The organism is Microcoleus sp. CZ3-B2, from assembly GCF_036705055.1.
Lineage (GTDB): Bacteria > Cyanobacteriota > Cyanobacteriia > Cyanobacteriales > Microcoleaceae > Microcoleus.
In genome coordinates, this window is the sequence record NZ_JAUBTN010000029.1 from 67,584 (window position 1) to 74,294 (window position 6,711).

At 45.8% G+C, this 6,711-nt stretch carries 7 protein-coding genes; 4 read left to right on the forward strand and 3 right to left on the reverse strand.

Annotated elements, in window-relative coordinates:
• Positions 1 to 86: 86 nt before the first annotated feature.
• Positions 87 to 749, forward strand: a complete 663-nt coding sequence (locus QUA97_RS15200) for a response regulator transcription factor (protein ID WP_194070775.1) — start codon at positions 87 to 89, stop codon at positions 747 to 749.
• A gap of 185 nt (positions 750 to 934) precedes the next feature.
• Here the strand turns inward: QUA97_RS15200 and QUA97_RS15205 are convergent, their stop codons facing one another.
• Together QUA97_RS15205 and QUA97_RS15210 are read right to left on the reverse strand one after the other, a co-directional pair.
• Entirely contained in the window at positions 935 to 1,660 is a 726-nt protein-coding gene (locus QUA97_RS15205) for a pentapeptide repeat-containing protein (RefSeq protein ID WP_194070774.1), read from the reverse strand.
• Positions 1,661 to 1,847: 187 nt separating this feature from the next.
• Positions 1,848 to 3,047, reverse strand: coding sequence for a phosphoglycerate kinase (locus QUA97_RS15210; protein ID WP_194009193.1), 1,200 nt, complete (start codon positions 3,045 to 3,047; stop codon positions 1,848 to 1,850).
• Positions 3,048 to 3,233: 186 nt separating this feature from the next.
• Between QUA97_RS15210 and QUA97_RS15215 the strand changes: the two genes are divergently transcribed.
• Both QUA97_RS15215 and ylqF read left to right on the forward strand, forming a co-directional pair.
• On the forward strand, positions 3,234 to 3,644 hold the full coding sequence (locus tag QUA97_RS15215; RefSeq protein ID WP_194070773.1) for a universal stress protein: 411 nt from the start codon (positions 3,234 to 3,236) through the stop codon (positions 3,642 to 3,644).
• Positions 3,645 to 3,875: 231 nt separating this feature from the next.
• Complete coding sequence (gene ylqF / locus QUA97_RS15220) at positions 3,876 to 4,730, forward strand: ribosome biogenesis GTPase YlqF (RefSeq protein ID WP_194070772.1); 855 nt, start codon at positions 3,876 to 3,878, stop codon at positions 4,728 to 4,730.
• Between the two features lie 19 nt (positions 4,731 to 4,749).
• On the opposite strand, the gene QUA97_RS15225 is transcribed toward ylqF, so the two are convergent.
• Entirely contained in the window at positions 4,750 to 5,565 is an 816-nt protein-coding gene (locus QUA97_RS15225; RefSeq protein WP_194070771.1) for an MOSC domain-containing protein, read from the reverse strand.
• Between the two features lie 345 nt (positions 5,566 to 5,910).
• Here QUA97_RS15225 and QUA97_RS15230 point away from each other — a divergent pair, with 345 nt between their 5' ends.
• On the forward strand, positions 5,911 to 6,624 hold the full coding sequence (locus tag QUA97_RS15230; RefSeq protein ID WP_333195137.1) for a carbonic anhydrase: 714 nt from the start codon (positions 5,911 to 5,913) through the stop codon (positions 6,622 to 6,624).
• Positions 6,625 to 6,711: the final 87 nt, after the last annotated feature.

Here is a 6,711-nt window from a genome sequence, read left to right on the forward strand (position 1 = left end):
AAGTTGCAGCAGGTAAACTCATTTAAGTTCCTACTTTGGGAGCCGCAGTTTTAAAAACTGTCAACGGGAATTGGTGCAAGGCTGTCATGGAAAGAATCTTAGTAGTTGACGACGAAGCAGACTGTCAAACAGTCTTAGCAATGTACCTGGAAAGCCAAGGATACCGGGTGGAATGCGCTACTTCTGGAATTGAGGCGCTCTCGATTTTTGAAAATGCCCCTCCTGATTTGGTAATTTCCGATGTGATGATGCCGGAAATGGACGGGTTTGAGTTTTGCCGGCGCTTGCGTACTACCCGTTTGGGACAGTTAGTGCCGTTTATATTTTTATCAGGCCAAGGCGAGATTGAGTCAAAAGTTGAAGGTCACGCGATCGGCGCTGACGATTATCTGGTAAAACCTTTTCAGTCTGAAGAAATCTTGGCTAAAGTGAAGGGACAATTAGAGCGCTCTCACCGCATTCACGCCGAGATTGTCCGACTGCTGCAAACTTCTAGCGCTAGGCTGGAGCCAAAACTTGTGGCCGTATTGCCAAATCCTGCACCTTTGCCTCTCACACCAGCCGAGGAAAGAGTATTTTGGGAAGTTATCCAAGGTTATACTAACAAACAAATTAGCGATCGGCTGTTTATTAGCCCCCGGACCGTACAAGCTCATTTAGGCAGCATATTCAGCAAACTACAGTTAGAAAATCGCGCCCAGCTTGTGAAATTCGCCCTAGAAAGGGGATACAAACCACCTCAAAATTAGCTCATATACCCATTCTGATTTAAGAGAGGTAATGGGTAATTGGTAATTGGTAATCGTAATTGGTCATCGCTCGTGCTGGACAGAACTCACCTAAGAAGCTCTATAGATAGAGCCAGGGTGCGCCAGCGGGTCAAACGCTCTCGTAGCTGCTAAAATAATCGCGGCTGACGCACTCTAGGACTGAATTACTCCAAATTCCCAACACAATCAGGAAAAGTAGTTATCACACAAACCCCCGGCCCCAAATTCGTCCCCCGCAAGTTAGCACGTTCCAAATCAGCTTGCCGCGCATTATTAGCCGCGTCAATATTTGTCCCGCTCAATTGAGCTTTAGCAAGCCGAGTATTTGACAAAATAGCATTCTGCAAATTAGTATCGCGCACGTCAGCAAAAGACATATCCGCTCCGCTTAAATTCGCGCGATTCAAATTAACTCTAAAAAGCAGCGAACGCCTCAAATCCACATTCGACAAATTAGCTTGCAGCAAATTAGATTCACCCAAATTAGCATTAAAAAGTTTAGCACCGCGCAAATCAGCTCTCGTCATATTTGCCCGCCCCAAAAAAGCATTAGACAAATCCGCATTTCGCAAATTAGCACTGTCCAAGCCAACACCGTACATCTCCGCATTAACCAAATTAGCATTCGCCAAATTAGCACCACTTAAATCAGCTTCTAGCAAATTAGCTTCGTAGAGATTAGCTCCGCTTAAATCAGCACCCCTTAAATTTGCTCTGTACAAACTCGCCTTAAACAAATCAGCATTTCTTAAATCGCAGCCCTCACACTCCTTACTTTCGAGCAACCGCCGGACATGATCTGGATTTTGAGCTTTGACGGGAGCTGCCAGCAAAAACGGCGCTAAAACTGCTACAGTTGCCGTTATACTTGCCAAGATTTTAAGTTTCACAAACAAACCTCACTGCCACTTCAGATCGATCGTACTCGCAAACAGTAGAATTTCAACCCATTTCTTTCTCTCTTTTCTCCCTCTCTGCGCTCTCTGCGCTCTCTGCGGTAAAAAAAAACAGCATTCGCAGCCAATGATTTAGACCTGCTTACAGCAAGGCGGGCCAAGCCCGCCCTACTTAACTCAATCAAGCCTCATCTAAAGCTGCAACACCAGGCAATTCCTTACCTTCTAGCAGTTCCAAACTAGCACCGCCACCAGTAGAAATGTGGCTCATTTCAGACCCCAAATTCAACTGTTCCACAGCCGCTACCGAATCACCGCCACCGATAATTGTGGTAGTGCCGGTTTTAGTAATTCCCGCCAAAGAATGGGCAATTCCTTCAGTTCCAGCAGCAAACTTCTCCATCTCAAATACGCCCATCGGCCCGTTCCAGATTACTGTTTTGCAATCGGCCAAAGCATCTTGGAAGGTTTTCACAGAATCCGGGCCGATATCCAAACCCATCCAACCGTCGGGAATGTTCTCAACAGAGACAGTTTGAGTGTTAGCGTCAGCAGCAAACTTGTCAGCAACTACCACATCAGTAGGTAACAGAAAAGTAACTCCCCGTTCCTTCGCCTTAGCTTCCAAAGACTTCGCCAATTCCAGCTTGTCATCTTCCACCAAAGACTTACCAACGCTCAAACCGCGAGCCTTGTAGAACGTGAACACCATGCCGCCTCCCAGCAGCAATTTGTCGCACTTTTCGAGCAGTTTTTCAATGACTCCAATCTTGCTGGAAACCTTGGAACCACCGATAATAGCAGCTAAGGGACGCTGAGGATTGTCGATCGCACTACCGAGATACTGCAATTCCTTCTCCATCAAAAACCCAGCCACAGAAGGACTCAGATACTTAGTAACGCCCTCAGTAGAAGCGTGAGCCCGGTGAGCCGTACCAAAAGCATCATTGACATACAAATCGGCCACAGAAGCTAACTTCTTGGCAAATTCCGGGTCATTTGCTTCTTCTTCGGGATAGAAGCGGACATTTTCCAGCAAAACCACATCGCCATCAGCCATCGCCGCCACTGTAGCAGCCACTTCATCGCCGATGCAGTCGTCAGTCTTTTTGACCTCTTTCCCCAGCAATTCCGACAGCCGCTTAGCAACCGGAGTCAAGCGCAACTTCTCCGTCACACCCTTGGGACGCCCGAAGTGACTGCACAAAATGACCTTAGCGCCCTTGGATGCTAAATCCTGAATAGTCGGCAGAGCAGCCCGGATGCGAGTATCATCAGTGATATTGCCGTTGTCGAGCGGCACGTTAAAGTCCGCCCGCACCAATACCCGTTTGCCCGATAAGTCTGATGCTGATAAATTTGCTACAGTTTTTTTTGTCACAGGATTAACCTCCTAGATATTTGTGTTTTTGTCTAATTCCGTTGAAATGGTGGCACTCGTCACTTGCACTTGGGGCCTCGGACGCATTCAACCGCGCCCGCACACAAAACGGAAGATGAAACAAACGGCACTGATTTGGCTCAACGTAAACATTTTATCGGAGTCCGTGTCCGGGAAATGCGAACTATGTTCAAGACCGTCTTATTTCCTGTAGATCAAAGCCGAGAAGCCCGCGAAGCTGCCGAAAAGGTTGTCAATATCGTGAAAACCTACGCTTCTCGTTTAGTTATTCTGTCGGTAGTCGAGCCCCCAGCCGAGGAGGGCGACGCGCCGCCAGAGGTGATGGGTTCGCCCGAAGCAGTGGCCAAACTGCTTTCGGAAGCCCAGTCGATGTTTTCCCAGCAGGGAATTGAAGCTGAAATCATTGAACGAGAAGGCAAACCGGCTTTCACGATTTGTGATGTGGCTGACGAAATTGGCGCTGATTTGATTGTGATGGGCTGTCGCGGGATGGGTTTAACCGATGATGGGGCGTCTGACAGCGTTACCAATCGGGTGATCAATCTGTCTCCTTGTGCAGTTTTGATTGTGCCTTAGTCATTAGTCATTAGTTGTTAGTCATTAGTCATTAGTTGTTAGTCAGGTGTGATGTCATGTCCGACTAAATAAACGTAGATTCTTTAGGGGCGGGTTCATCCGTATCTATTATGTAAATCCAAGGTATTTGTAAACCCGCCCTGACTGATGACTGATGACTGATGACTGATGACTGATGACTGATGACTAATGACTAATGACTAATGACTAATAACTAATAACTAATAACTAATGAAAATTCACTGGTATCCCGGTCACATTGCCAAAGCTGAACGGGCATTAAAAGAACAGCTAAAGCGAGTAGATGTGGTGCTCGAAGTCCGAGATGCCCGCATTCCATTGGCGACTTACCACCCCCAAATGCCTAGCTGGGTGGGCGGTAAGGCGCGAGTATTGGTGGTCAACCGCATGGATATGATTACGCCTCGAACCCGCGAGGCGTGGGAAACATGGTTTGAGTCCCAGGGAGAAACCGCCTATTTTACCAATGCCGAGCACGGCCAAGGAGTACACGATGTTTCCGATGCTGTCCAGGAGGCTGGGGTGCAGCTAAATAAACGCAGGTTCGATCGAGGTATGCTGCCCCGTCCAGTTCGGGCGGTGGTAATGGGCTTTCCAAATGTCGGAAAATCTGCTTTAATCAACCGGCTGTTAGGACAGAGAGTAGTGGACAGTGCCCGCAGAGCTGGAATAACTAAATCGCTCAGATGGATTCGCATTTCTGACGAAATTGAGTTATTAGATGCCCCCGGAATCATCCCCACCCGGATTAACAATCAAGAAAATGCCATAAAATTAGCTATTTGCGAAGATATTGGCGAAGCTGCTTACGACAATCAAGTAGTAGCGGCGGCTATGGTAGATTTGATCCTAAAACTTGAGGCGGATGATGACACTTTAGTATCAGTATCTGGTTTCAAATCCCGGTATAAAGTAGATTTAGGATCTAGTAACGGTGAAGATTATTTGCACGAGGTAGCAAAAGACAGATATAAAGGAGATGTCGAACGAACGGCGCGACAAATGTTGAATGATTTTAGAACTGGTGTGTTGGGTAAGCTTAGTTTGGAATTGCCGCTGGATTAATCAGACTCGTGCTGTACCACTAATCAGGAATGGCATTAAATAGAGATTTGGTGACTCTGAGGATTTGAACTTCGTCTCCTATTCGTACTATTTTTCCGGCGGCTTCCCGTGGTACTCGCGTGTTAACTATCAGTCTGCTCAAGTGATTTAAACCCCCATCTTTTGCCAAGTCAGGCATAATTTCCTTGTACTTGGCTATTAGTAAATTTTTCAAATTTGGATAAGTTTCTGTCGTAGCAGAATTTCGCGTTGATAGGAGACAGGGCTGACGGGGTTTAATGCCTTCAAATATTACTGTCCCTATTTTAAACCTAACAATTTCGTCTGCTTCTGGAAAAAGTTGGTCTTCCCAAAAAGCCGGGACATCTCCTATTTCAATATTAGCTCGCAAGCGATGTCGCATCTCGTTAACGCAAACTCTCGGAAACCAAGATGCAGCTTCGGCAATGGTTTGGGTACTGACAATAGTTGGTCCCGGTGCTGCGGTATTGTCGGGAAACCCTGTCAGCAAGTTTTCAATTAATTGAACGGAGAAACCGAAGTAGCTACTCAACCAATATTCTATTTCGGGGCGTTCTCTATCTACATGAAAAAAAATTTCTTGTTCGGTGTCTTTAATTTTTAGGCCGGCAACTCTTTTTTTGATGTCAAATGAAAAGTGCAGAAAATGGATTCCGCTGTTGTGCTTAGTGTTAATAAATTCTCCGGCTGCGTCGCAGATTGCAAAAGAGCGATCGCCTTCTAGAGCTCCGCTAGCAAGAATAGTAGCTTGACTGACTGCTATGCCGTCCAGAGACTTGACTGGATAGATATGAATGCTGGCAACGTAAGACATTTGGATTTATTTATAAATAATTGTCTTTTTAGATACACTATAGCATCCTCTGCCGGCAGAACGATGACGGCTGTTGACTTTTTGAAATAAAATTGGGCAATTTTTTTGAAGTGTAATGTTTGCCCTAGCTATTTGTAAAGAATAATTAAATAATTTAGGCCGCTATTGCCGATCTTGTGGTAACTCTTATGCTATAAAATATAGGACTTAGGCACGGGCGACCCGAAACCGGGTTTTTAACTAAAATATTTGTTTAAAAATTTCTTGGGAGAGTTTAAAAAGTCGGTTTTTTTGTTGGGGTGCGTCCATGACTAAAGTACAAAAAATTGAACTGAGTTGCAAGTAATGACTGAAAGCGAAAAAACAGGCAGGATTTCGCGAAGAAATTTAATGTTGAGGGCTGGTGCAGGGATGCTGGCGGCAAGCATTGCACCTGCGCTTTTACAAGCCCAAGCTGCAAATGCTGCAGAGATTATTTCTGAGATTACTCCCGACGGTGCTCTCAAGAAATTGATGCAGGGGAATCAACGCTACATTGAACAAAAACGGACATTTCCCGACCAAGCCCGATCGCGAATTGTCGAAGTAGCGCAGGGTCAACATCCGTTTGCAACCATCCTTGCTTGTTCTGATTCGCGGGTTGCTCCCGAAATTATTTTCGACCAAGGATTGGGTGATTTATTTGATATCCGAGTAGCTGGAAATTTTCTCGACGATGTGGTTCTGGGCAATATCGAATATGCCGCAGTAGAATTAGGGGTTCCGCTATTAGTAATTTTGGGTCACGAACGCTGCGGTGCGGTTAAAGCTGCTTTAGATGGGAAGGCTGTGCCGGGTCACATTGGGACTTTGGTGGCGGCGATTAAACCGGCAGTTGATAGCACAAAAGGTGACAAAGGCGATGCGTGGGATAATGCAGTCAGAGCTAATGTGAAAATGAATGTGCAGAAGTTAAGTTCTTCGTCGCCTATTTTGGCTGAAGCTGTGAAAGCGGGCAAGCTGAAAGTTGTTGGGGGGCGCTACGATTTGGATAGTGGCAAAGTGGAGATAATTGCTTGATTTTGCTGGTAAGTCATTAGTCATTAGTCATTAGTCATTAGTCATTAGTCATTAGTCATTAGTCATTAGTCATTAGTCATTAGTCAT